At 58.0% G+C, this 23,741-nt stretch carries 23 protein-coding genes and 1 pseudogene; 11 read left to right on the top strand and 13 right to left on the bottom strand.

Annotation, left to right across the window (positions count from 1 at the left end):
- The 3 genes from AC0L8G_RS14245 to AC0L8G_RS14235 are packed head-to-tail and all read left to right on the top strand — an operon-like array spanning window position 1 to window position 2,420.
- Window positions 1–426, top strand: a complete 426-nt coding sequence (locus AC0L8G_RS14245) for an acyl-CoA thioesterase (protein WP_473384842.1) — start codon at window positions 1–3, stop codon at window positions 424–426.
- A gap of 18 nt (window positions 427–444) precedes the next feature.
- On the top strand, window positions 445–1,290 hold the full coding sequence (locus AC0L8G_RS14240; RefSeq protein ID WP_473384841.1) for a CmcJ/NvfI family oxidoreductase: 846 nt from the start codon (window positions 445–447) through the stop codon (window positions 1,288–1,290).
- 2 nt (window positions 1,291–1,292) lie between these two features.
- A complete protein-coding gene (locus AC0L8G_RS14235; protein ID WP_473384840.1) occupies window positions 1,293–2,420 on the top strand; it encodes a cobalamin-independent methionine synthase II family protein in 1,128 nt (375 codons plus the stop codon).
- Here the strand turns inward: AC0L8G_RS14235 and AC0L8G_RS14230 are convergent.
- Both AC0L8G_RS14230 and AC0L8G_RS14225 read right to left on the bottom strand, forming a co-directional pair.
- On the bottom strand, window positions 2,417–3,310 hold the full coding sequence (locus AC0L8G_RS14230) for a TauD/TfdA dioxygenase family protein (protein ID WP_473384839.1): 894 nt from the start codon (window positions 3,308–3,310) through the stop codon (window positions 2,417–2,419). The two genes, AC0L8G_RS14235 and AC0L8G_RS14230, sit on opposite strands and share 4 nt — an antisense overlap.
- A 24-nt stretch (window positions 3,311–3,334) precedes the next feature.
- Entirely contained in the window at window positions 3,335–4,234 is a 900-nt protein-coding gene (locus AC0L8G_RS14225) for a TauD/TfdA dioxygenase family protein (RefSeq protein WP_473384838.1), read from the bottom strand.
- Window positions 4,235–4,387: 153 nt separating this feature from the next.
- Between AC0L8G_RS14225 and AC0L8G_RS14220 the strand changes: the two genes are divergently transcribed.
- The 7 genes from AC0L8G_RS14220 (at window position 4,388) to AC0L8G_RS14190 (ending at window position 11,611) form a co-directional block, all read left to right on the top strand.
- A complete protein-coding gene (locus AC0L8G_RS14220; RefSeq protein ID WP_473384837.1) occupies window positions 4,388–5,665 on the top strand; it encodes a spinster family MFS transporter in 1,278 nt (425 codons plus the stop codon).
- 25 nt (window positions 5,666–5,690) lie between these two features.
- Window positions 5,691–6,665, top strand: a complete 975-nt coding sequence (locus AC0L8G_RS14215; protein ID WP_473384836.1) for a 2-hydroxyacid dehydrogenase — start codon at window positions 5,691–5,693, stop codon at window positions 6,663–6,665.
- Window positions 6,616–7,545, top strand: a complete 930-nt coding sequence (locus tag AC0L8G_RS14210; RefSeq protein WP_473384835.1) for a kinase — start codon at window positions 6,616–6,618, stop codon at window positions 7,543–7,545. The genes AC0L8G_RS14215 and AC0L8G_RS14210 overlap by 50 nt, the downstream gene beginning before the upstream one ends.
- A gap of 254 nt (window positions 7,546–7,799) precedes the next feature.
- Window positions 7,800–8,912 (top strand): S-(hydroxymethyl)glutathione dehydrogenase/class III alcohol dehydrogenase, encoded by a 1,113-nt coding sequence (locus AC0L8G_RS14205; protein ID WP_473388876.1) that lies wholly within the window; start codon window positions 7,800–7,802, stop codon window positions 8,910–8,912.
- Between the two features lie 109 nt (window positions 8,913–9,021).
- A complete protein-coding gene (locus AC0L8G_RS14200; protein WP_473384834.1) occupies window positions 9,022–9,405 on the top strand; it encodes a VOC family protein in 384 nt (127 codons plus the stop codon).
- A 67-nt stretch (window positions 9,406–9,472) separates the two neighbouring features.
- Window positions 9,473–10,300, top strand: coding sequence for an S-formylglutathione hydrolase (gene fghA, locus AC0L8G_RS14195; protein ID WP_473384833.1), 828 nt, complete (start codon window positions 9,473–9,475; stop codon window positions 10,298–10,300).
- Between the two features lie 201 nt (window positions 10,301–10,501).
- Entirely contained in the window at window positions 10,502–11,611 is a 1,110-nt protein-coding gene (locus tag AC0L8G_RS14190; protein WP_473384832.1) for a 5-methyltetrahydropteroyltriglutamate--homocysteine S-methyltransferase, read from the top strand.
- 7 nt (window positions 11,612–11,618) lie between these two features.
- Here the strand turns inward: AC0L8G_RS14190 and AC0L8G_RS14185 are convergent, their stop codons facing one another.
- The 11 genes and pseudogenes from AC0L8G_RS14185 to AC0L8G_RS14135 form a co-directional block, all read right to left on the bottom strand.
- Window positions 11,619–12,857 (bottom strand): multidrug effflux MFS transporter, encoded by a 1,239-nt coding sequence (locus AC0L8G_RS14185; RefSeq protein WP_473384831.1) that lies wholly within the window; start codon window positions 12,855–12,857, stop codon window positions 11,619–11,621.
- A gap of 46 nt (window positions 12,858–12,903) precedes the next feature.
- Window positions 12,904–14,343 (bottom strand): aldehyde dehydrogenase family protein, encoded by a 1,440-nt coding sequence (locus AC0L8G_RS14180; protein WP_473384830.1) that lies wholly within the window; start codon window positions 14,341–14,343, stop codon window positions 12,904–12,906.
- Between the two features lie 191 nt (window positions 14,344–14,534).
- Complete coding sequence (locus AC0L8G_RS14175) at window positions 14,535–15,482, bottom strand: aldo/keto reductase (protein ID WP_473388874.1); 948 nt, start codon at window positions 15,480–15,482, stop codon at window positions 14,535–14,537.
- 85 nt (window positions 15,483–15,567) lie between these two features.
- Entirely contained in the window at window positions 15,568–16,518 is a 951-nt protein-coding gene (locus tag AC0L8G_RS14170; RefSeq protein WP_473384829.1) for a Gfo/Idh/MocA family oxidoreductase, read from the bottom strand.
- A gap of 26 nt (window positions 16,519–16,544) precedes the next feature.
- Window positions 16,545–17,394 (bottom strand): annotated as a pseudogene (locus tag AC0L8G_RS14165) (class III extradiol dioxygenase subunit beta).
- Window positions 17,395–17,397: 3 nt separating this feature from the next.
- On the bottom strand, window positions 17,398–17,802 hold the full coding sequence (ligA, locus tag AC0L8G_RS14160) for a protocatechuate 4,5-dioxygenase subunit alpha (RefSeq protein ID WP_473384828.1): 405 nt from the start codon (window positions 17,800–17,802) through the stop codon (window positions 17,398–17,400).
- Complete coding sequence (locus tag AC0L8G_RS14155) at window positions 17,802–18,710, bottom strand: amidohydrolase family protein (RefSeq protein ID WP_473384827.1); 909 nt, start codon at window positions 18,708–18,710, stop codon at window positions 17,802–17,804. Before AC0L8G_RS14155 ends, ligA begins: the two co-directional genes overlap by 1 nt.
- A 7-nt stretch (window positions 18,711–18,717) precedes the next feature.
- Window positions 18,718–19,740, bottom strand: a complete 1,023-nt coding sequence (locus AC0L8G_RS14150; protein WP_473384826.1) for an amidohydrolase family protein — start codon at window positions 19,738–19,740, stop codon at window positions 18,718–18,720.
- A 13-nt stretch (window positions 19,741–19,753) separates the two neighbouring features.
- Window positions 19,754–20,635, bottom strand: coding sequence for an NAD(P)-dependent oxidoreductase (locus tag AC0L8G_RS14145; RefSeq protein ID WP_473384825.1), 882 nt, complete (start codon window positions 20,633–20,635; stop codon window positions 19,754–19,756).
- Window positions 20,632–21,723, bottom strand: coding sequence for a 4-oxalomesaconate tautomerase (locus AC0L8G_RS14140; RefSeq protein WP_473384824.1), 1,092 nt, complete (start codon window positions 21,721–21,723; stop codon window positions 20,632–20,634). The genes AC0L8G_RS14145 and AC0L8G_RS14140 overlap by 4 nt, the downstream gene beginning before the upstream one ends.
- Window positions 21,720–22,421 carry a 4-carboxy-4-hydroxy-2-oxoadipate aldolase/oxaloacetate decarboxylase gene (locus tag AC0L8G_RS14135; RefSeq protein ID WP_473384823.1) on the bottom strand — a complete coding sequence of 234 codons (702 nt, stop codon included), beginning with the start codon at window positions 22,419–22,421 and terminating at the stop codon, window positions 21,720–21,722. Before AC0L8G_RS14135 ends, AC0L8G_RS14140 begins: the two co-directional genes overlap by 4 nt.
- A gap of 119 nt (window positions 22,422–22,540) precedes the next feature.
- Here AC0L8G_RS14135 and AC0L8G_RS14130 point away from each other — a divergent pair, with 119 nt between their 5' ends.
- Window positions 22,541–23,731 carry a LysR family transcriptional regulator gene (locus AC0L8G_RS14130; protein ID WP_473384822.1) on the top strand — a complete coding sequence of 397 codons (1,191 nt, stop codon included), beginning with the start codon at window positions 22,541–22,543 and terminating at the stop codon, window positions 23,729–23,731.
- Window positions 23,732–23,741: the final 10 nt, after the last annotated feature.

The following is a 23,741-nucleotide window of genomic DNA, read 5'->3' as shown; positions in this document are numbered from 1 at the left end:
ATGGCGGCGTTTTTCAAACGGACGCTGCGGATTGAGTGGGGCTGGTGCGACCCGGCGGGGATCGTTTTTGCGCCGCGCTTTATCGATATGTTCAGCGAAAATGCGGTGCAGCTTTTCGAATTTGCAGGGTTGCCCAAAAAACGCGAAATGCGAAAGCAGATGGATGTCGCCGGCTATCCGCTGATCGATTTGCAGGCGCGTTTTCTGCGCCCCGCCGCTTATGGCGATGACGTTACGGTGGAAAGCGATGCGCCGGAGTTCGGGCGCAGCAGCTTCACCATTGCCCATCGCGTTTTGCTGGGGGATGCGGTCTGCGTTGAGGGAACTGAAAAGCGGGTTTGGACCGTTTATGATCAGACAGCGCCTGGCGGCATAAAATCAGCGCCGACGCCGGAGAGTGTGCGGCGACTGTTTGAACGCGCTTGAAGAAGGAAGATTGCGATCATGGACAGCGTTGACGCACAAATTACCTATGTAAAACCCACCTCCCTAATCAACCGGCGCTTTTGGGCACCGGGCGAGGAGGTGAACACTGGCGAATATGAACCCTATCCGGTCGTTATTCGAAATGCGCGCAAGGCGCCGCAACCCTTTACGCTGGATGAACACGGTTTCGCCATCGCCGACTATCCGACGCGGCTCGACGACTTTGAAAACAAGCAGCGCATCGACGAAGTCTATTTCCCCGAGATCAAAAACATCGCCAAGGAAATGACCGGCGCCGACCATGTCGCCGTTATGGGCGGACAGATCCGCTCAAGCGGCCAGACCGGTGCGATCATCCAGCCGCCGGCCGCGGAAGCGCATGTGGATTTCAACGAATTTTCTTCGCAGAAGATTGCGAAGGGCCTCTATGAAAAAACCGCGCCTGACGGGCCGGGATATGACCGGTTTATCCTGTTCAGCCTTTGGCGGGTGTTGAGCGATCCGCCGCAGGATTGGCCATTGGCCCTGTGTGAAGGCAAGAGTGTTGGTGACGGTGATAGTCTGTCGAATGTCAAAGTCGATGTTGACAAAATTCCGCCGCGCGAGGATTGGTTCAAGCCAATAGCCGGCGAAGAGGAAATGATCGCCGCAACAATTTTTTTCCATAGTCCGGCGCATCGCTGGTGGTATTTCCCGGATATGACTAAAGACGAGATCGTCTTCATCAAGTTTTACGATTCGGATCATTCCGGCGCCTGGCGAACCCCGCATACAGCGTTTGACAACTCAGACCGCATTGGCGCGAAGACGCGAAAGAGTTATGAAGTGCGCGGCGTCGCCTATTTTTCCAGTGAACGGAGTTAGTCATGAGCAGAATTGAAACCACCCATGTGGGCAGCCTTCCGCGCGGGCCCGAATTGGTCAAACCGCTCCTGGCGCGCGATCATGGCGAGGAATACGACGTAGAAGAGTTCGATCGCATCGTGCAGGAAGCCATTGACGACGCCGTGGCCAAGCAGGTGGCTGCGGGCGTCAGCGTGGTCAGCGATGGCGAACTCGGCAAGGTTGGCTATTCGACTTACATGACCGAGCGGCTGGAAGGGTTTGGCGGTCATTTCGATCGGAAGCCTGCGCGCGATCTCGCTGCGCATCCCGACCTGGCCAAAAAACTTGCCGCGATCATGGGCTCGCAGGAATTCACCCGCGCCGCATGCATCGCGCCGGTGAAGCTTAAAAATCTCGAGCCTGCGCATGAAGACATTCGCCGCTTCAAACATGCGCTTGAAAAAAACGGCAAAGGCGCGAGAGGGTTTATGAACGCCGCCTCGCCGGGGCTGATCACCGCGTTTCAGCCGAACCAGTATTACCCGACGCATGAAGCCTATCTCGCCGATCTCGCGGCGGCGATGCGGCCGGAATATCAGGCGATCATTGACGCCGGTTTCGATTTGCAGTTCGACTGCCCCGACCTCGCCATGTCGCGCCATACCGGCTATCAGGATGCAAGCGACGACGAATTTCGCAAGATCGCGCAGGCCAATGTGGAAGCGCTGAATGCGGCGACCGAAGGTCTGCCCGCCGACCGCATGCGCATGCATGTTTGCTGGGGCAATTATGAAGGGCCTCATGATTGCGACATCGCGCTGGAAAAGGTCATCGACATTATTTTGATGGCGCGGCCGTCGACCATTCTTTTTGAAGCGGCGAATCCGCGTCATGAGCATGAATGGACGGTATGGCGCGACGCCAAGCTGCCGGACGAGAAAAAACTCGCGCCGGGGCTGATCGACACTTGTTCAAATTATGTGGAGCACCCGCAACTGATCGCGCAGCGTCTGGCGCATTTTGTTTCTATCGTCGGAGAGGACCGCGTCCTTGCGAGCACCGATTGCGGTTTCGGCACCTTCGCCGGCTATGGCAAAATCGATCCGGAAGTGACCTGGAAAAAACTCCGCGCCCTGCGTGAAGGCGCGGATATCGCCGCAGCGGCCTAGTTGCGCGGCATCGATGTTGACGCGATTTCGGGGCCATATTCGTTGATCGTCGTACGGCGCATGTCGCGTTTGTATTTCTGATCTTCAAACGATGTCGCCCGGTGCAAGGTGCAGCGATTATCCCAGATGACGAGATCGCCATCTTCCCATTTATGGGCGTAGATGAAATGCGGCTGGGCGGCGAAGGCGTTGAGTTCATCGATAAGCGCCAGGCCTTCCGCATCGCCCATGCCGACAATGCGCGCCGCGTGAGCGCCGATGGCGAGTGCATTGCGGCCATTGGCGGATTTGCGCACCAGCGCATGTTGCGCCGCCGGCATCGCCTGTTTCATTTCTTCGGTTACGGCTGAAAACCCGCCCCGTTCGCGCGAATGCCAAAGGTTATGTTCCGCGACGAGATTTTCGACTTGTTGTTTTTTCTCATCGGGCAGCGCGTCATACACCGCTCGCGTATCGATAAACTGCGTGTCGCCGCCAACCGGCGGAATGACATGGGCGAGCAGCAGCGACCATTTGGTTGGCAGGCTGTTGAATGAACTGTCGGTGTGAAACAGTTCGTTGCCCTTGCTGTATTTGTGCCGGGTGGAGTCCTTGATGACGATCTCGCCATTGCTGTCGAGGTTGGACGCGTCATAAAGGCCGTGGCCAACGCGCGGCTTGAATCCGGTTTTGATCTTCAAATCAGGCGGCAATTCAAGCGGGCCGAATGACCGGCTGAATGCGATATGCTCCTCATCGCTCGCGGAGGAGCCGCGAATGCAGATGACCGCATATTCGGCCATCAGGTCCTCAACGGTTTTGACGGTCTCTTCATCCGGATTTACGGAAAGATCAATGCCCGTGACGATGGCGCCAAAAAGCGGGTGCGCTTGTTCAACGTTGATAGTCATCTCGTACTCCAGATCAAAGCCAGATCAATGAACGCCTTTGGGGCGCAGGCCGCCGGTCGTCACGCGCTCCATATAGCGATACTTGCCGGGATAATCGGCGATGGCGCTGTGATGGGCCGCCCAATTGTCCCAAACGAGAACTGTTTCATTCTCCCAGCGAACTCGGCCGGTAAACGCCATGGACGCAATATGATTGTGAAGGAACTCAAGAATGAGTTTGCTTTCTTTCTCCGAAAACCCTTTCAGGCGGCGCGTGTAAACGAGATTGAGGAACAGGTGCTTCAGCCCTGTCCGCGGATGCACGCAGACGATCGGATGTTCGACTTCCGCGTCGCCTTCCTCTGTATCCATCTGCTTCATCATCACGCGTTTCTGGTCCGCGCCGGTTCCGAACAAGGCTTTGGCGCTGTTGACCCCGATCAGGGTTTCGCAAAACGCCTGCATCGCCGGCGAGAGCGCTTCATAGGCAAGGTAAAGATTGGAAAAAGCCGTGTCCCCGCCAAAATCCGGCACGTCGATCGCATGCATCACGACCGATGTGGGCGGCGTTTTCATGAAGGTTGAATCATTGTGCAGCCCTTCGCCGACCACTCTGCGCGTGTCGTCCGCCAGGCGCTCGACGATTTGCACGTCAGGATAGCCTTCGACACTGAAAATATGGGGGATTTTCTGCAATGGACCGAGGCGTTGAGCGAAGTCCATGTGGTTTTCGCGCGTGAGGCCGGTCTGCTTGCGCAAATAGATAACAAGGTTTTCGGCGAAGGCGCGTTCCACTTCCCGCCATGTTTCATCGGGTATGGGTTTGGTCAGGTCGACGCCGCAAATTTCTGCGCCGACGGCGCCATTAATAGGTTTGACCTCAATAAGGGAGTAGCCGGCAGAGCGATCAAAATCGCGCCAGCTTTGATGGTTTGTTTTTGTCATGGCTCGCCGTTAATTCCTCCCAAGTCATGATAGTTTTGATTCAAACCATACGCTTTCTCTTGCAATCGATCCAGCTTTACGAAAGGATTTCGCTTCGCTTGAGACCTGCCCAATCGCTTAGAAAAGAAGTCAAAATCAGTCTCGGAGGAAATGATGACGGAGCCAGCGAACGCTGAACCGTTCCGGCCGCTGTACCGCAATTATGTGCTGTTTGTGCTGTTTCTCGGTTATGTCGTGAACGCATTGGACCGCGCGATCCTCGGTACGCTGATGCCAGCGATCAAAGAAGAATTCGCGCTGAGCTACACGCAGCTCGGTCTGTTGGGCGGACTGGCTTTTGCGCTTTTTTACGCGACCTGCGGCATTCCGATCGCGACGCTTGCTGATCGCACGAGCCGCAAATGGATTCTCACGGGTTCCATAGCGTTCTGGAGCGTCATGACAGCGGCGTGCGGTCTGGCGCGCAGCTTTCCGATGTTGCTTGCGGCGCGTGTGGGCACGGCGATTGGCGAAGCCGGGGGCTCGCCGCCGTCGCATTCGCTGATCTCGGATTATTTTTCACTGAAGAAGCGCGGCACAGCGCTTTCGATTTATGCGCTCGGCGTGCCGCTTGGCGGCATGATCGGGCTTTATCTCGGCGGTCACGGCAGCGACTGGTGGGGCTGGCGCACGACTTTTATTGTCGCGGGCATTCCCGGCATTATTGTCGCCTTGTTAATGGCGTTTACGGTGAAGGAGCCGAAGCGCACCACGGCGCCGTCATCCCAGTCGAAGAACCCGTTTCTTGCAGTTAAATATGTTCTGGGCCGTTCGGCGTTTTTGCATATGAGTCTGGCGGCCGCGATGCATGCCCTGGTCTGGTACGGCGCCGCCAGTTTCAACTCGATCTTTCTGGTTGAAAGCCACGGCTTGTCGACAAGCGAGATCGGGAGTTGGCTCGCGCTCTTCTCTCTGATCGGCGCCTTCGGCACATTTTTCGGCGGGTTTTTATCTGACAAGCTTTCTCAGCGTTACGGCGATGAGCGCTTTTACATGTGGGTGCCCGGTATTGCTGTCGTGCTTGGCGTGCCATTTCAGATTGCCGCATATCTGAGCGGGAATATGACCATCGTCTTGGCGTCCTTCGCAACCAGCGCATTTTTTGCGTCGGTGTTTTTTGGTCCTTCCTTCGCCATGGCGCAGGCGCTGGTCAGCCCGAGCAATCGCGCCCTCTCGGCGTCCTTGCTGCTCTTTATACAAACCATGATCGGGCTGGGCATTGGTCCGCTCATCGCCGGCATGCTGTCTGATGCGTTTGTTCCTTCTTTGGGAGACAGCGCCTTGCGCTATGCGCTGGTTGTGCTTGCGCTGTTCAACATCTGGTCCGGCGTGCATTATTATATCGGCTCGCGCACCGTGCGCGCTGACATTGCGGCGGCGAAGGCCGAGTAATCGGGCTTGCCTGGGTGTTGAATAGATGACGAACCGATTGAAAGTCCTGCTGACGCGTCGTTGGCCGAATGCTGTTGAACGCTATCTTGCCGAACGGTTTGATGTGGCGCTCAACGAAGGCGATCAGCCGATGGATGCCGCATCATTGTCATCAGCGTTTGACAAGTATGATGTGATTTGCCCCACGGTTTCTGACCGGATTGACGCTGGCGTGATCGGCGCGGCGGGGCGGCGGACGAAGCTGCTCGCCAATTTTGGCGTCGGCTTCGACCATATCGACATTGCAGCCTGCAAAGCCGCGGGGGTTGAGGTCGCAAATACGCCGGGCGTGCTGACCGATGCAACCGCGGATCTCGCCATGACGCTAATGCTCATGGCTGCGCGGCGGGCAGGCGAAGGCGAGCGTGAACTGCGCGCCGGCCAATGGGCTGGTTGGCGGCCGACCCACCTGTTGGGCCGTTCGGTGACCGGGAAGACCCTTGGCCTTGTCGGTTTCGGACGGATCGCGCAAGCGATGGCGCACCGTGCCTATCACGGCTTCGGCATGCGCATTGTTTATTTCTCGCGCAGCGCCGCGTCGGCAGGTGTTGAGCGCGCCCTTGAAGCCAAACGCGTCGAGACCTTGGAAGATTTGTTAGCGCAGAGCGATGTCGTTTCGCTTCATGTTCCCGGCGGCGGCGAAACGCAAAATTTAATTGGCGCGCAGGAATTTTCGCGAATGAAGTCCGGTGCGATTTTGGTCAACACTGCGCGCGGCGGCGTGATCGATCACGAGGCCCTTGCTGCAGCACTGGCGTCCGGGGCGCTTGGCGCAGCCGCACTCGATGTTTATCCGGAAGAACCGAAGGTTCCCGAGGCGTTGTTGGCGCTTGAGAATGTGGTGTTGCTCCCGCATCTGGGGAGCGCAACCGAAGAAACCCGCAATGCGATGGGCATGCGCGCCGCCGCCAATGTCGAGGCGTTCGCTTCCGGCGCGCCATTGCCTGATCCCGTTGCCTGACAAGATGGGTGCGCGATCCGACGCCTCAATCGAAACGCTTATTGCAGGCGAGAAGCTGCCGGCATCTTACCATGTCCTTGTTGATCGCGCCTGGCGCCCGCTTGCGCGCCAGATCGCTGACTGGCGGCGCGCTGCAGGCCGGGCGATTATTGTCGGCGTGAATGGCGGGCAGGGGAGCGGTAAGACAACCCTGTGCAAGTTTCTCGAGCAAGCGCTCCTTCCGGAAGTGGGGTTGCGCGCTGTCACGGTTTCGCTGGACGATTTTTACCTTCCGAAGGCGGATCGCATCGCGCTTGGCGAAAAAATTCACCCCTTGCTCGCGACGCGCGGCGTGCCGGGAACGCATGATGTCCCGGCGATGATGCGCGCGCTTGCGACGCTAAGCAGCGGCGAGGAGGCACGCCTTCCCGTTTTTGACAAGGCGGTCGATGATTGCGCGCCACCTGACGCCTGGCGGGAAGTGGAAGGGGGCGCGGACGTTATTTTGTTTGAAGGCTGGTGTGTTGGAGCGGTTGCGCAAAGCGCGAAGGAACTAGCGGCCCCGATAAATACGCTTGAACGTGAGGAAGATGAAAACGGCGTGTGGCGCCAATATGTCAATGACCGGCTCGGGGCAGACTACGGTGCGCTCTTTGCGCTGATCGATCATCTGGTCACGCTGCGCGCGCCGAACATGGATTCAATTATCGCCAACCGGCGCGAGCAGGAGCGCAAGTTGCGAGAGGCGCGTCCTGATGGCGCCGGCATCATGAGCGATGCGGAAGTCTCACGATTTGTGCAGCATTATGAGCGCCTGACCCGGCATATGCTCGCCGAGATGCCTGACCGGGCAGAGGCGGTATTCGACCTGGAGGAGCTTCGGGCGCTTCAGGGCGCTTGATTGCGCCTCTCCGCCATTTTGCGGAATGATCGCATTCATTCGGGCCGGAGATAACCGCGAATATGCTCGCCTTTCGGGCGCAGATATCGCCGCCGCTCTGCCTTTGTTTCCCCTGTGGAAAACTCATGGCGCAAGAGCGTCTTATGGCGGCATTGTTTTTCAGGGAGAAGCAAGAAACCTTGCGCCGATGTAGTATGGTCAGGGCAACCCGGAACCGGATCGCCAACACCTGATATTTGATCAAGAGGAACATGATGAAAACGAGAGCCGCCATCGCCGTCGAACCGAATAAGCCGCTGGTTATCGAGGAGGTCGATCTTGAAGGCCCGAAGGCTGGCGAGGTCCTGGTCGAGATCATGGCGACCGGCATCTGCCATACCGACGCCTATACGCTTGAGGGCAAGGACTCCGAAGGCATATTCCCGTCCATTCTCGGTCATGAAGGCGCGGGGATCGTGCGCGAAGTCGGGCCGGGCGTCACCAGCGTCGAGCCGGGCGATCATGTGATCCCGCTTTACACCGCCGAATGCCGCCAGTGCAAAACCTGCCTGTCCAAGAAGTCCAATCTGTGTACGTCGGTTCGCGCGACGCAGGGCAAAGGCGTGATGCCGGACGGCACCAGCCGTTTCTCCTGGAAGGGCAAAACGCTTTACCACTATATGGGTTGCTCGACCTTTTCGAATTTCACTGTGTTGCCGGAAGTCTCCGTCGCGAAAATCCGCAAGGACGCGCCGTTCGATAAAGCCTGTTACATCGGCTGCGGCGTCACCACCGGTGTCGGCGCGGTCGTCTGGACCGCCGGCGTGGAGCCGGGCGCCAATGTGGCTGTGTTCGGCCTTGGCGGCATCGGCCTCAATGTGATTCAGGGCGCCAAGCTGGTCGGCGCAGACAAGATCATCGGCGTTGACATCAATCCGGCGCGTGAAGGCATCGCCCGCGAATTCGGCATGACTGATTTCGTCAATGCAAAAGAAGTCGGCGCCGGCAATGTGGTCGATGCGGTTGTCGGGCTGACCGATGGCGGCGCAGACTACACGTTTGATTGCACCGGCAATACGGATGTCATGCGCCAGGCGCTTGAATGCTGTCATCGCGGCTGGGGGCAATCGATCATCATTGGCGTTGCGGAAGCGGGCAAGGAAATCTCCACGCGTCCATTCCAGTTGGTCACCGGCCGGGTCTGGAAAGGCACCGCTTTTGGCGGCGCGCGCGGGCGCACCGATACGCCGAAGATCGTTGACTGGTATATGGATAAGAAGATCGAAATCGACCCGCTGATCACGCACACCATGCCGCTCGAAGACATTAATAAGGGTTTCGACCTGATGCATGAAGGCAAGTCGATCCGCTCTGTCGTGATCTTCTGATACCTAACTGAGCTATCGTTCTCGCCGCCCGGCTGCTGGCGGCGAGGGCGCGTGAACAGCAGCCGACGCTTACGGGCCGCCGCGCCCGAAGCCATCCGGAGCAATGACTATGGCGATGTTTACTCATGTGGTGCTCGGCACCAACGATCTCGAAAAAGCGACGGCGTTTTACGACGCGGCGCTTGGCGCGCTTGGCTATAAAAATATGGGGCCGATGGGCGACCACGGCATGCTGTATGGCCAGGACAGCCCGGAATTTGTCGTCACCAAGCCCGCTGACGGCAAACCCGCTTGTCACGCCAATGGCGGCACGATTGGTTTCGCGGCGCCCAGCCGCAAAGCTGTCCATGCTTTCCACGAAGCAGGCTTGAAAGCCGGCGGCACCTGCGAAGGCGAGCCGGGGCCGCGCGCCTTTGCGCCGACGGCGTATGCGTCTTATCTGCGCGATCCGGACGGCAATAAAATCTGCACCTATTGTTTCGCGGCTGAATAGCGCCGGTTGAAAATTGATCCGCGCGGCTTCGTCTGGCCGCGCGGTTTTTTGTCTGAAAGGGAATGTCATGGAACAAAAGTCGTCGGTGAAATCTTTTGGCGGGACGCAGCGCGTCTTTCGTCACGCTTCCAAATCCCTTTCCTGCGACATGAATTTTGCGGTCTACACCCCGCCGGGGAAGGGGCCGTTTCCTGTGCTGTATTGGCTGTCGGGCCTCACCTGCACGGAAGAAAACTTCATCACCAAGGCGGGCGCGCAGCGTGTCGCTTCAGAGCTTGGGATTGTCATCGTCGCGCCGGATACATCGCCGCGCGGCGAAGGCGTGCCTGATGATCCTGAAGGCGCGTATGATTTCGGTCTCGGCGCCGGCTTTTACGTGAACGCGACTGAGGCGCCGTGGTCAAAGCACTATAAAATGTATGACTACATCACGCAGGAATTGCCGGCGCTGATCGAAAAGGAATTTCCGGTTGACGCTTCGCGCGCTGGGATTTTTGGCCACTCCATGGGCGGGCATGGCGCGATAACCATCCATCTAAAAAATCCGGACAAATTCAAAACCTGTTCCGCCTTCTCGCCAATCGTCGCGCCTACGCAGGTTCCGTGGGGCAAGAAAGCGCTTTCAAATTATCTCGGCGCAGACGAAGCGACGTGGACGGAATATGATGCGACAAAGCTCGTGACCGCGCGGCCAAGCGAGGCGGATATCCTGATCGATCAGGGCGTCGCGGACAATTTCCTGCAGGAGCAGTTGAAGCCCGAAATCTTCACAAAGGCGGCGGGCGCGGCAGGTCAGAAATGTCTGCTGCGGATGCAGGAAGGCTATGACCATTCCTATTATTTTATCGCCAGCTTCATCGAGGATCATTTGCGCTGGCATGCCGATCGATTTTAGGCGCGAGAAACATATAAACATATAAAGAAATGTGAGTGGTAGTCTTAATACCCCTTGCGTTCAGGCGCGATCTGCGTTGAAACCAGCCCCAGCAGGACAGTTCCGGGGCGGCGAGGTTTCATCGCGCCGCGACCTCGGCGGCTCTTGCGATCATCGATCTAAGTCCTTGATTTTAAATTAGGTTTGAAGGAATTCATCTATATGTCGAAACCGCCATTCCGCGCAGATCACGTTGGCAGCTTTTTGCGGCCCAAGGAGCTCATTGACGCTCGCGCCAAATTTCGTGACGGCGATATTTCCGCAGCCGAACTGCGGGCGGTCGAAGATGAGGCGATCAAGGGCATCGCCAAATTTCAGGAAGATCTGGGCCTGAAAGGCATCACGGACGGAGAATTCCGCCGCCGTTACTTCCATGTGGATTTTCTGACCCAGCTGGACGGCGTCGTGGAAGAAGGCGGGCTTGCGAAGAAATTCCAGAGCGCCAAGGGCGAGCTCGATTTCGCTCCCCCGGCCATGAAAATCAAATCCAAAATCCGCCATGCGCGGCCGATCGAGCTTGAGAATTTTAAATTCCTGAAATCGGTGACCAGTCAAACACCGAAAGTCACGATCCCGTCGCCGACCATGTTGCATTTCCGCGGCGGTCGCAACGCAGTCGACAAAGACGCCTATCCGGATATGGACGAGTTCTATGCGGATGTGGCTGAGGCGTACCGGCAGGAAATCGACGCGCTGGCTGCAGCGGGCTGCACCTATCTGCAAGTTGACGATACGAACCTTGCCTATCTGTGCGACCCGCAACAACGCAGCGCAGCGAAAGAGCGCGGTGAAGACCCTGACGCCCTGCCGCGCCAATATGCGCAGTGGATCAATGAAAGCATTAAGAACCGGCCGGAAAGCATGACGGTCTGCATTCATTTGTGCCGCGGCAACTTCAAGAGCTCCTGGGCGGCGGAAGGCGGCTATGAGCCGGTCGCCGAAGTGCTGTTCAACGAACTGAACATTGACGGTTATTTCCTCGAATATGATGATGACCGTTCGGGCGATTTCCGGCCGCTGCGTTTTGTGCCCAAAGGCAAGACGGTTGTGCTGGGTCTGGTCAGCTCCAAACTTGGCGAGCTTGAGACAAAAGATGACGTCAAACGCCGTATTCATCAGGCGGCGGAATATATGGATCTCGACCAGATGGCGCTGTCGCCGCAATGCGGTTTCTCTTCGACCGAGCATGGCAATGACATCATGGTCGAGCAGCAGGCGGCGAAGATGCGCTTTGTCATCGATGTCGCCCGCGATGTCTGGGGCGACTTCTAAACAGCGATCAGGCGGGCGTTTCGACAAAGAGACGCCCGCGCTCGGTGACTAGCACCGCGAAAACTGCTGCGAAGCCGAAGGCAGAAAACGCCGTGACGACCGGAATGGCGGTGCCGTCATAAAGACGCGCCGCGATGCCGCCAATCAGCGCGGCGCCGGTCATCGTGGCGAAGCCATACACCGCGGATGCGGTTCCAGCCATCTTACCCATGGGCTCCATAACGATGGCGCTGAAATTGGCGTTGATCAGCCCCATGGCGAAGAAGGCCGGGATCAGGAACATCAGATAGCCCGAAAGCGCGCCGCCGCCAGTCAGAGACAAATAGATCGCGTTGGCGGCGTTGATCAGGGCAAAGGCGATGACGGCGATATGCGAAAGGCGGCGCGTGCCGAAGTGGCGAACCAGCCGCGCATTTAACATCGCCGCAATGCCGACAGCAATTGCGACGCTGCCCAGCGCGATCGGAAATTTTGCGCCGAGCCCATAGGTTTCAACATAGATCTGCTGCGCCGAGGTGATGTAAGCCATCAAACACCCGGTGACGCAGGTGGAGCCGAACGTGTAGCCGACCGCGACGCGGTGCGAGACGAAGAAGCCCAGCATGCGGGCGATGGCGCCAAGTTGAAGCGGTTGACGATTTTCCGGCGTTAGCGTTTCGGGAAGCCGCCACAAAACCCAGGCGAGCTGGATCGCGCCATAGGCGAACAAAACCACAAAAACATAGCGCCATGGCGCGATAAACAAGATGAGCTGACCGATCCCCGGCGCAAGAATCGGGGAGATCATGCCGACGGTCATCGCCGCGGACATGATGCTGGCCATTTCGTGCCCTTTGAACAAATCGCGCACCAGCGCCATCGCGACGACCCGGCCGGCGGCGGCGGCGACCCCTTGCAGCGCGCGCCCTGCGATGAATAGCGAGTAGGAGGTTGCTACCACGCAAAGCAATGTCGATGCGAGAAACCCGACCATCGCCCAGATAAACACGGCGCGCCTGCCAAAACGGTCAGCCAGCGGACCATAAAAGAGTTGCGAGACGCCGCTGCCCAACAAGAACACCACAACAACAAGCTGGCGGTCATTTTCGTTTGTCAGATTGAAATCAGCGCTGATATCGCCAAGCGCGGCGAGCATCATATCAATGGTGAGCGCTGTCAGCGCCATCACCGAGGCGGTGAGGCCGATCAATTCAATTTTTGAGAGCGGCGCACGGTCGCGCGAGTGAGAGTCTTCCATACGCGCCATGCTGTTTCCGGGAATTGAGGGGCAAGCGCGCGGCCCGCCCGATTGCCTAATGCGCTGGTGCGGCCTGCGGCGTATAGCCAAGCACCGATTTCATTTCGAGGAACTCGTCAAACGCATGCTCGCCGAACTCGCGTCCATTGCCTGACCGCTTGTACCCGCCAAAGGGAACCGAAAAGTCCATCTGCGAATTGTTGATGTTGATGTAGCCGGCGCGGATTTTTGACGCGACCTTGCGGGCGTGTTCGATGTCGCCGCTCTGCACATATCCGGCGAGACCATATTCCGTGTCATTGGCGATGTTGATCGCTTCATCTTCCGTGTCATAGCCGATGATGACGAGCACCGGCCCGAAGATTTCCTCGCGCGCAATCGTCATGTCATTAGTGACATCTGCAAAAATGGTCGGCTTCACATAAAATCCGGTTTCAAGTCCGTCAGGCTTGCCGGGCCCGCCGGTGATGACGGTCGCACCCTCCGCGACGCCTTTTTCGATGAGACCCTGGATCTTGTTCCACTGAGATTCTGAAACCACCGGTCCCATTTTCGCTGTTGCAGGATCGCCGGGCGCCCATTCGGCTGCGGCCTTTTTGGCGATCTCGACAACTTCCTTCATGCGCGATTTCGGCGCGATCATTCGCGTCGGCGCAAGGCATGACTGCCCGGAATTCATCATGATGGTCGCAATGGAGCCGCCAATCGCCGGACCGAGATCTGCGTCTTCAAGAATGATGTTTGGCGATTTGCCGCCCAGTTCCTGATGGACGCGTTTTACCGACGGCGCGGCCGCTTTCGCGACTTCGACGCCGGCGCGGGTCGAGCCAGTGAAGGAAACCATGTCGATATCCCGGTGCGACGCGATCGCCGCGCCCACAGACGGTCCATCGCCATTGACGAGGTTGTAAACGCCTGCGGGAAGTCCGGCTTCGTCGAGCACTTGCGCGAACAGATAAGCGGAGAAGGGGGCGATTTCCGACGGCTTGTGCACAACGGTGCAGCCGGTGAGAATCGCCGGCGCAAATTTCGCGGCGAGCTGGTTCATCGGCCAGTTCCAGGGCGTGATGAAACCGCAAACGCCGATAGGCTCTTTCATGATGCGGCTGCCGCCGCGGTCTTCCGCGTATTTGAAGTCTTTCATCGCGCCAATGGCGGTCATCAGATGGCCGACCACGGACATCGCCTGCGGGCCGCCGGCGAGCCATGCGGGCGCGCCCATTTCCTCGGTGATCGCCGCGCCTATATCGGCGGCGCGCTTTTTGTAAACGTCGACGATTTTCAGCATCATCGCGATGCGTTCATTAACGCTGGTTTGGCTCCAGCTATCGAAGGCGCTGCGTGCGGCTTTTACGGCGGCGTCTACATCGCCGGCGCCGCCAAGGCTGATCTTTCCGGCGGATTTCTCCGTAGCGGGATTAATAACGTCAAGTGTCTTTGCGTCTTTCGGCTCAACCCAGGCGCCGCCAATATAGAAGCTGGTGTAGTTGCGCATGTAGATGTCTCTCCTGACGATGTCGGCGCGTAATTACGCGGCGCAAAGAACAATCGGAGATCGTAGGGCGTCTCCTGCTACATTTACAAAGGACATAGCAGCGGATTTGATCGCCACTGGCAGGGAAGGGGCTCGCTGCCATACCAGAACCAGCGGTAATCGCTTTTATCCGGCTGGTTTTACGAATGAATTCACGCTGCGGTGAATTCTTCCGTATCGATTTCAGGCTGAATGCCTGCGGGATAACGCGGCCCGGAAACCGTATTCTGATTGATCAGCGTTTCGACGCGGGACATCACTTCGGCGCCAAGACTGACGTCGCTTGCGCCCATATTTTCTTCCAGATGCGAAACCGACGTGGTGCCCGGTATGGCGTGAATATGCGGCGCCTTGTGCAGCGTCCAGGCCAGCGCTAACTGCGCCGGCGTGCAATCCGCCTCTTTCGCAATCAGTCGAAACTCTTTGAGCAGCGCGGCGTTTTTTGAAAAATGCGGCTCCTGGAAGCGCGGCATTGCGCGTCGGATGTCTTTGTCCGCAAAATTTTCCGGATCGAGATCAGCGCTGGTGAGGAAGCCGCGCGCCACCGGTGAAAACGCCACAAAGGCGGCGCCGAGTTCGGCGCAAGCGTCGATGACTGCGATCTCTGCATTGCGCGACCAGAGGGAATATTCCGACTGCACTGCGGCGACCGGATGAACCTGATGTGCTTTGCGCAAGGTTTTCGCCGACACTTCGGAAAGGCCGAGCGCGCCGATTTTCCCGGCTTCGACCATGCGAGCCATTTCACCAACGCTGTCTTCTATAGGCACATTATTGATCTTGTCGAAGCGATGGAGGAAATAGAGATCGATCCTGTCGGTTTGAAGCCTGCGAAGGGAATCGTCGATCGTTTTACGAAGGGTTTCCGGCCGGCCGTCGATGACCCGCTTGCCGTCTACCCCTTGCATGCCGCATTTGCTGACCAGGAAGATATCGTCGCGAAACGCCTTCAGCGCAGGGCCGACCAGTTCTTCATTGCTGCCGAAGCCGTAAAGCGCCGCGGTGTCGAAATGCTCGACGCCAAGATCGATCGCTTTGTGCAACAGCTTTACGCCATCCTCCGGCGAAGGAGGATGACCATAAGCGTGGCTCAGATTCATGCAGCCGAGACCGATCGGATTGACGGCGCGTCCTGCTAGGCGGCGTTTCGTGACAGTCACAATAGGTGCCTCTGGGTTTGTCGGATTAGCCTTGTGCTTTCAGTTTTTCCTCAAGGTCATAAAGCGTCTTGTAGCATGGCAAGACTTTGCCGACGGAGGAATTCGGCTCGCGGCCTTCCTTGATTGCAGAGAAAAACTCGCGGTCCTGCAATTCGATGCCGTTCATGGAGACGGCGACCTTGGAAACGTCGATGGGCTCTTCCTTGCCATTCACCAGATCGTCGTAACGGGCGATATAGGTGCCGTTGTCGCAAATATAGCGGAAGAAGGTGCCGAACGGTCCGTCATTATTGAAGGACAAGGAGAGCGTCAGAATTTTTCCACCCTCAGTTTTTAGCTGGATCGACATATCCATGGCGATGCCAAGTTCGGGATGTAGCGGCCCCTGGATCGCATTGGCGATGACGACCTTTTCGCCGGTCATATATTGAAAAATATCGACCGTATGGGCGGCGTGATGCCAGAGGAGGTGGTCCGTCCATGAACGCGGCTCGCCTTTGGCGTTGGTGTTCGTCCGGCGGAAAAAATAAGTCTCCACATCCATTTGCTGGATCGACATGTCGCCGGCGTCGATTTTGTTTTTCACCCATTGATGCGACGGGTTGAACCGGCGGGTATGGCCGACCATGCACACAAGACCGGTTTCCTGCTGCTTTTTCATGACCGCTTCGGCGTCGGCCCAGGAATCGGCGAGCGGAATTTCCACCTGCACATGCTTGCCGGCGTCCATGCACGCAATCGCCTGCTCGGCATGCATCTGGGTTGGCGTGCACAAAATAACCGCTTCGACGCCGGGCTGCGCAAGCGCTTCGGCGAGGTCGGTGGTCACATGCGGGATTCCATAATCGTCCGCGACTTTCTGCGTAGGCTCCAGCCTGCGCCCCACAACAGAGACGACGTCGACGCCGTCAATATTTTTGATGCCGTCGAGATGTTTGAGGCCGAATGCGCCAGCGCCGGCGAGAGCAACTTTCATTCTTTCGGTCCTTTCTTTGGGTTCGTTTATTCTACGGGTTCGAGAACGATATGACCAAGCGCGGTATTGGACGCCGCGACATGGTAATGGCGGTGCAGTTCTCGGGCTTTTTCACCGAGCGCGCCGCGCATAATCAGCCACATGACAAGTTCGATGCCTTCCGAGCCGGCTTCGCGCAGATACTCGATATGCGGCATGGTGCGCAGGCGTTCGGGATTGGCGGTCAAATCGTCGAGGAAGCGCTTGTCCCATTCAGCGTTGATGAGACCTGCGCGCATGCCCTGCAACTGGTGGCTCATGCCGCCTGTGCCCCAGACCTGTACATTCAGGTCTTCCGGAAAGCTTTCAACGGCGTCGCAGAATCGCCTTGCCGAGATTGTAGCAGCGATTGCCGGTTGGGGGCGGATAGGTGACCACATTGACGGCCAGCGGCACGACCTTGCAAGGCCAATCTTCCGGCTGTCCAAACATCAACGACAGGGGCACGGTCAGTCCGTGATCCACATCCATCTTGTTGATGATGGTCATGTCGAACTCATCAAGGATACAGCTTTGCGCAATATGCCAGGCGAGGTCCGCATGGTTTTTCACTACCGGCACCGGGCGCGGCCCCCAGCCTTCGTCGGCGGGTTGAAACTCATCCGCGCAGCCAATCGCGAAAGTCGGGATGAGGTTCATGTCGAAGGCGCTGGCGTGATCATTGTAAACGAGGATCACGACATCGGGTTTGTTTTCGGGCTTCAGGATCCATTCCTTGGTCCAGTCGAAACCGGCGAAGGCTGGCTTCCAATAGTCTTCGTCAGTTTTGCCGAGATCGACTGCGGCGCCAATCGCTGGAACGTGGCTGGAACTGATGCCTGCTGTAATACGGGCCATGTACTAGTTGCCTTTCTTTTTCGAACGCTGCCCTTCGGGCGAGCGCCCGCCTGCCAGCATCATGTCGCGATATTCTTCGACGCCCATGCCGGTCATGGTGGAGACTGCCTGTAGGTAAGATTTCCCGTCAGTCGAAAAGACTTTTGCGAGAAAATAAATATTGCCGCCGAGATCGAGCAGCTTGTCGTAGTCGCGAGCGAGCAACGCGTCTTTTTGTTCTTGCGTCATCGGCCATTCATCGAGATAGGCCTTTTCGTCGGCGAGCCACTTGTCGCGGTTTTCCTTTTTCATCAGGCTCATGGCGAACTGGTTCACCCAATAGCCTTTGCGCGCGCGCGCCGTCGTATAGACGCGGGTGCCCGGTATGTCGTCGAATTCGGCCAGATATTCGTGGATGTTCTGTTTCATTATTCACTCTCCTCCGGCCAGTAGAGCCGCATGGGATTATCTACGAGCAGTTTACGTTGAAGCGCTTCGGTTGGTGCGATGCGCGGGATCATATCGACCAGCCAGGCATCGTCCGGCATGTGGTTGTTGAGATTGGGATGCGGCCAGTCGGTGCCCCAAAGCACGCGATCGGGAAAGCGCTCCACAACCCGTCCTGCGAATGGAACGAAGTCGTCATAGGCCGGCGGGCCGGATTTCGACAGGCGTTCGGGGCAGGTGACTTTCGACCAGATATGCGGGTTTTCTTCCATCAGCTTCTGGAAGAGTGAAAATTCCGGCCCGTCGACATCCTTGGTCAGATCCGGCCGGCCCATATGGTCGACAACCACCGTAGTCGAAATATCCGAAATGAAATCGTAAAGTTCGGGCAGCTCCGGCGCCTCGAAATAGATGACGATGTGCCAGCCAAATTTATTGATGCGTTCGACCAGCTTCGCGAGCACGGCGGGCGGCAGCGGATCGACAAGCCGCTTCACGAAATTAAAGCGTACGCCCTTTATGCCATTGGCGTTGAGATGCTCCAGCTCTTCATCGGTGACGGACGGTTTGACCGAGGCGATGCCTTTGGCTTTTCCGCCGGAGCTCATCACCGCATCGACGGTCGCGCGGTTGTCGGCGCCATGGCAGGTCGCCTGCACCAGCACATTGCGTGAAAATCCGAGATGATCACGCAGGGCGTAAAGCTGATGCTTTGACGCGTCGCAAGGGGTGTATTTGCGTTCCGGCGCAAAGGGGAACTCATGACCCGGCCCGAAGACATGGCAATGGGCGTCGACCGCGCCCGGCGGCGGCGTGAATTTCGGTTTGGAAGGCCCCTGAAACCAGTCGAGCCAGCCGGGCGTCTTTTCAAATTTTTCTGCCGCGCTCATGAGGGCGTTACTTGCCTTTGGCTTTGAGGTGTTTGTCGAGAAGTGGATATACCCGCCGGGCGTTGCCTTCGTAGATGTTGTAGAGATCGTCTTTCGACAGGCCCAGATTGTCTACATAGCGTTTGGTGTCGTCGAAATATTGTCCGGTTTGCGGATCAATACCGCGCACGGCGCCGACCATTTCCGAGCCAAACAGGATGTTCTCTTTCTCAATCACCTCGAACAGCAAATCGATGCCCGGCTGATGATAGACGCAAGTGTCGAAATAGACGTTCTTCATCACATGCGTGTCGAGCGGAGGTTGTTTCAACATATCGGCGAGGCCGCGATAGCGCCCCCAGTGATATGGCACTGCGCCGCCGCCATGAGGAATGATCAGTTTCAGGTCCGGAAAGTCCTTGAACAGATCGCCTTGAATGAACTGCATGAAGGCGTTGGTGTCGGCGGCGATATAGTAAGATCCGGTGGCGTGGAAAGTCGGATTGCATGACCCGGAAACATGGATCATCGCAGGAACTTCAAGCTCCACCATTTTTTCGTAAATGGGATACCAGTATTTGTCGGTGAGCGGCGGTGCGTTCCAGTGGCCGCCAGACGGATCTGGATTGAGGTTGCAGCCGATAAAGCCAAGCTCGTTCACGCAGCGCTCAAGCTCTGTGATGGAATTGTTGAGATCGCCGCCGGGAATTTGCGGCAGCATGCACACGCCGATGAAATTATCGGGATAAAGCTGCGTCACCCGGTGGATCATATTGTTGCAGGCGATGGACCATTCGAGCGCGGTTTCCGCATCGCCCACATGGGGCTCCATGGCGGAGGCGCGCGGGCTGAAGATCGTCATATCGCCGCCGCGTTCCAGCAACAGGCGCAACTGGTTCGCTTCGATGCCTTCAGCGATTTCGTCATCGCTCATTTGCGGCTGCAAGGGCTTCGGCAGCGACGGGTCTTTCAGGCGCGCTTTCTGCGCCGCGCGAAAATCCGTATGCGCCTTTGGAACAATGGTCTGGTGGCCGTGACAATCAATAATCATCTGACAATGATCCTCATAGTTTTCGCTCCGGGCCGGCGCCCTTTAAAATCGCATCCAGCATGTGGGGGAGGCCATCCTCGCCCAAGGCATAGGCGAAGGCGGCGGAAAGGTCTTGCCGCTCTGCGCAGGCCGAACTCATCAGGGGTGAAAGTCCAGCTTCTTCAACGGTTTTTGCGACTTCGCGCATTTCTTCAGCGCGCCTTTTGCCATGCTCCAACGCGCGCGAAATCATATAGCCGGACAGCACGTTCCAGTCGGGGCCGGGAAATAGATCGTTGAGCGACGTGATAACCGTATCTTCCACGCCGTAATGGCGCGCGGAGAGCAGGGATTCCGTCAGCAGCGCCTCAACGCCTTTGACCACGACGCTGCGGCACATTTTGGCGGCGGACGCTTTGCCATACTCATCGGAGAAAACCTTTGCGCCGGCGAAACCGAGATCATGGGCGAGCGGTAAAAACGCGGCCGCATGGGGGCCGCCGAACAGCATGGGGCAGGCGATGCGCTTCGGCCCGATTGGCGACATCACCGCCGCTTCCACATATTTTCCGCCCGCACCATTGATGATTTCGGCGGCTTTCGATTTGGCGCCAGGCGAGGCGGAATTAAGGTCGAGATAAACCGCGCCGGGCTTCAAACCATCCGCAACGCTTTCCGCCGCATTCAATGTTTGCGCCGCCGTCACCGCGGAAATCACCAGATCCGCGCCCGCAGCGCCGTCCATCGCGCTAACCGCCTTGCGGACAGAGCCGGCGGCCTTTGATGGGCCCGACGCAGCGTCGGCGAACAAGATATCCCATGCAGACAGCGCAACATTTTTCGGCGCCAGATCGACGGCGAGAGTCTGCCCGACTTCGCCAAAGCCGATCAGGCATATGTTGAGCGCGTCACTCATTTTCCGGTCCAAACAGCGGAGGGGATGTAGACTTCGCCGCGCATCAATTTGCGCGCAGTGCGCAACAATGCGGATCGCTTGACGCTTACCTCACCGTCCTTCACCTCGACATCCATATCGACCGTGAAGAAGCCCGTTGGGTGTTCGATTTCCAGTCGTTGTTCGCCGCCGCCTGCGCTTGCTTTCGCAACACCCTCGGCGACCGAGCCCGGCAACACGCAAGCAGTGGCGACGGAAACAGCGCCCAGCACGCCAATCGCTTCATGCACCCGGTGCGGGATGAAGCTGCGCGTATTTACAACGCCGCCTGCAAGCGGGGCGGAGATCAGCGTCATTTTCGGCACGGTTTTCTTCGCGACATCGCCGAGATTCATTTTCGGGCCAATGGCGAGGCGGATCGCTTCGATGCGCTTTTTGAGGTCTTCATTGGCCTCAAGTTCGGCGGGGCTTTCCGCGCCAGTGAGGCCGAAATCGGCGGCGCGCATCACAACGACGGGCATGCCATTGTCGATACAGGTCAGCTCAACGCCGTCCACTTCGTCAATCACATTGCCGGTGGGAAGAAGCGCGCCGCAGCTTGATCCGGCGACGTCGAGAAAATCGATGGGGATTGCAGCGGCCGTTCCCGGCACGCCGTCAATGCGCGCATCGCCTTCATACTCCACTTGTCCGCCTGGTGTCGGCACATGCGCGACGGCGAGGGCGCCGGTATTGACCATGTGAATGCGCACCGGCGTCACGCCGTCTTTGGCTTTGACGAAACCGTTTTCAATCGCCCATGGGCCGACGCCGGCGAGAATGTTGCCGCAATTCTGACTGGTTGAGACTTCCGCTTTGTCGACGACCACTTGCAGAAACAGATAGTCGACATCTGCGCCGTCTTTTGTCGGCGCCGACATCACCGCGACTTTGCTGGTCAGCGGATGCGCCCCGCCAACGCCGTCGATCTGGCGCAGGTCCGGCGAACCCATGGCGGCGAGCAGCACCTTGTCCCGCGCAGCGTCGTCCGCAGGCAGGCTTTTAATGTCGAAATACAGCCCCTTTGACGTGCCCCCGCGCATCAAGGTGGAGGGGATCGCCGTCATCATGATTTCAGATAGTCCTTTTGATCCACATATTTCAGGCCTTTTTCCGCAAGACGCTCGCGCATTTTATATATGTCCAGGCCAAGCTCGCCAGCGGCGAGGCGCTTGCGTTTTGACTCTTCGTTCGCTTCGCGCTCCTGCGATTTCTTGAGCACGTCGGCGGCTTCTTTCTGGGCGACGACCACTGCGCCATCATCATCGGCAATGACAAGATCGCCGGGATTGATATGTGCGCCGGCGCAGACGACCGGAATGTTCACGCTGCCAAGCGTTTCCTTGATCGTGCCCTGGCTGAACACGAATTTCGACCAGACCGGAAAGCCCATTTCCGTCAGGTCTTTGGTGTCGCGCACGCCGGCGTCGATGATCAGACCTTTGACGCCGCGCGCGATCAGCGAAGTGGCGAGCAAGTCGCCGAAATATCCGGCGTCGGAAAAAGATGTCGTGGAAAGCACGAGCACGTCGCCGGGCTGGCATTGCTCGACTGCGACATGGATCATCCAGTTGTCGCAAGGCGGCGCGGAAATCGTCACCGCCGGGCCGGCCACATAGGCGCCTTTGTAAATCGGGCTGATTTTCGGCGCGAGGAGGCCTTTGCGGCCCTGTGCCTCGTGCACGGTGGCGACACCGTAGCGGCCCTCGTTGAAGGCGTCGACAATCGCCCTGTCCGTGCGTTTGATGTTGGTGACGACGACGCCCATGGCGATCTCCCGATATGAAGCCTGCAGCAGTGAAATGCGCCTGGTGGGGCGAAAAGGCCAATTGAATTTCCCGCCGTACTATAAGAAAATGCTAATAGGTACTATGGGTAATAGAGGCCATGTCCGACGCTCCCAACATCTGGCGCCTGAAGATCTTCGCCGTAACGATCGAGGCGCGTTCGGTTTCCCTCGCCGCCGAGCGATTGGGGCTGACTCAGCCCGCCGCCAGCCAGGCGCTGAAAGCTCTGGAGAAATGGGCGGGCGAGGCATTATTATATAGAAAAAACAATAAAATACTGGCGACTCCTGCGGGTGAAAAACTGCTGCCGAGGGCGCGTGCGGCGCTGGCTCTGCTGGAGGAGGGGCTCGGCGAGGCGTCGGGCCGCGAGGGCGCGCCGCCCAGCCTGCTCCGGGCGATGTCAGCGCGCCGCCTGGAAACCCTGATCAGCATCATTCGATATGGCGGTTTTGCTAATGCTGCAAAAGCGGAAGGCTATGCGGCGCCCACGGTTCATCGGTCGGCGAAGGATATGGAGCGGGCGCTGGGCACGCCCTTGTTCGAGACCACCAGCCACGGGGTGCGGCCGACCCGCCGGGCTGAGGCGCTGGCGCTCAAGGCCGGGCTGGCTTTTGCGGAAATGCGCCAGGGGCTGGCTGAAATGCGTGCGCTTTCGGGCCGGGAGGCCGGGGCCAGCGTGATCGGCGCAATGCCGCTTGCCCGCTCGCATTTGGCGCCGGCGGCGGCGGCGGCGTTTTCTGCGAAACACCCCTATCACCACATTTCGATTCTTGATGGCGCTTATGAAGATTTGCTGATCGGTTTGCAGCGCGGCGAAACTGATTTCCTGATCGGCGCCGTGCGCGAAAACCTGTTGGTGAAGGACATTGTCGAAGAACCGCTTTTTGAAGACCCTTTATCCATTGTCATGCGCGCCGGACATCCCACATTAACGGGCGAAGACAACGTCTCTGCGCTTTCGCGTTTTCCGTGGATCGCGCCGCGAGCGATGTCGCCCTTGCGCCGCCATTTTGACGAGTTGTTCGCCTTCCTGGGGCAGCCGGTTCCGGAAGATATTATTGAATGTAACTCTTTAAGTGCGGCCCGAGTTCTGCTTTTAAACAGCGACCGGATGATGCTGCTTTCCGACCTGCAAATTCGATATGAAAAAACCGCAGGCTTGCTGGCGTCGATGCCGCATCCGGCGGGACGGGTAACGCGGCTGATAGGATTAACAATGCGCCGCAATTGGCGTCCCACAATGGCGCAGGCGGCGCTTGTTGACGCGGTAAGGGCGCAGGCGGGCCTTTAGGCTTCGCAAA

It is taken from the genome of Hyphococcus sp. D3-15 (assembly GCF_055809375.1).
The sequence above is the reverse complement of the archived record's forward strand: the minus strand, read 5'-3'. Positions and strand labels throughout refer to the sequence as shown.